Here is a 1,167-nt window from a genome sequence, read left to right as displayed (position 1 = left end):
TTACTTTTGCGTTGCCAAAAACGCGTGCATTTTGAAAGACACGGGCTTTATTATACACCCAGCAATTGCCATCATGAGAGAGGTTATCTTCACTTTCAATATACCCCCCGAGGTCACCTTTTTTGACGTCACCAAAATCTCTTAAAGCTCTAATTCGCGTTAAGAAATGACCATCTACATAGTCACCATCATTAATAAATTCGTATTTTTTTGCAGGCTCTTGTTTGTTATTAGATGCGGTTTCATTTGAAATGTTAGAAATAACGGGGATGTTTTTTGATGTAGAATGCATTTTAATACCTATTCGTTAAATTGTTTCGAAATTGACACCCTATAAGGGCATCGGGCGCTCAAAACACGGCGAATAGTCCGTTATTACGCTTTCCCCATAAGGGTATTGTATGGCGTAACTACACCCGATATAAATCATTATATGCTTGTTAAAGCATAAAAGACAACCAGTATTTTACAAGGCATGGGAGAGGCTGTTTCGTAACCTACCCGCTATTCGCAAGTGTTTTGATCACTTGAGTATTTATATAACAAAATACGTATTTATTGTCAAATAATATTTTATCTTTTTTGATATTTTTTTGATTTTTTTTAAATTCATTGTGTATACATATTATCATATGCTTATCAATTATTTCTATCTTATCGTCGTCTATTTGACTCTATATTACGCGATTTGGTTATTTACCTCTTTTTACCTTCATAAGAGTTAGAAACGCTCTTATTATGCGTATTTTTAACTTTATAAAGCATGCTTATTTTATAGAATGATTTTTGTGGATTTTGTTTAAAGGGTTTGTAATTTAAATAGCCTTAATAGCTATCACTATCACGCCCTTATTAGAAACGCGTTTTCATTTGCATTTTGCTTTATTCAAAACTGCTGTTTTATGCATTCTTTATAACGATTATATCCTTTATAATCACCGCATCATTTTTCATTTTCATAAGAGAAATGATAAATATGATAAGTGTGGTTTATTGTATGTTATGAAATCTCTAAAGAGAAATTGATAATTATAGAGATTAGCAAAATCCCTTTTAATAGACTTTTGTCAGTCTTGTCAGTTCTTTTTATACCCTATAGTATTTTTTTTAATGAGATAAAAAATTAAAAACATTATATTTCAATATGTTAAGTTTTATCGATTTTTC

General features: G+C 30.6%; 1 pseudogene. It reads right to left on the bottom strand.

The window, feature by feature from the left end:
• Window positions 1–292 (bottom strand): annotated as a pseudogene (locus ABD915_RS09725) (hypothetical protein); the annotation flags it as partial.
• Between the last annotated feature and the right edge of the window lie 875 nt (window positions 293–1,167).

Origin of the sequence: Bartonella jaculi, assembly GCF_039543045.1 — a bacterium.
GTDB classification, from domain to species: Bacteria; Pseudomonadota; Alphaproteobacteria; order Rhizobiales; family Rhizobiaceae; genus Bartonella; species Bartonella jaculi.
The sequence above is the reverse complement of the archived record's forward strand: the minus strand, read 5'-3'. Positions and strand labels throughout refer to the sequence as shown.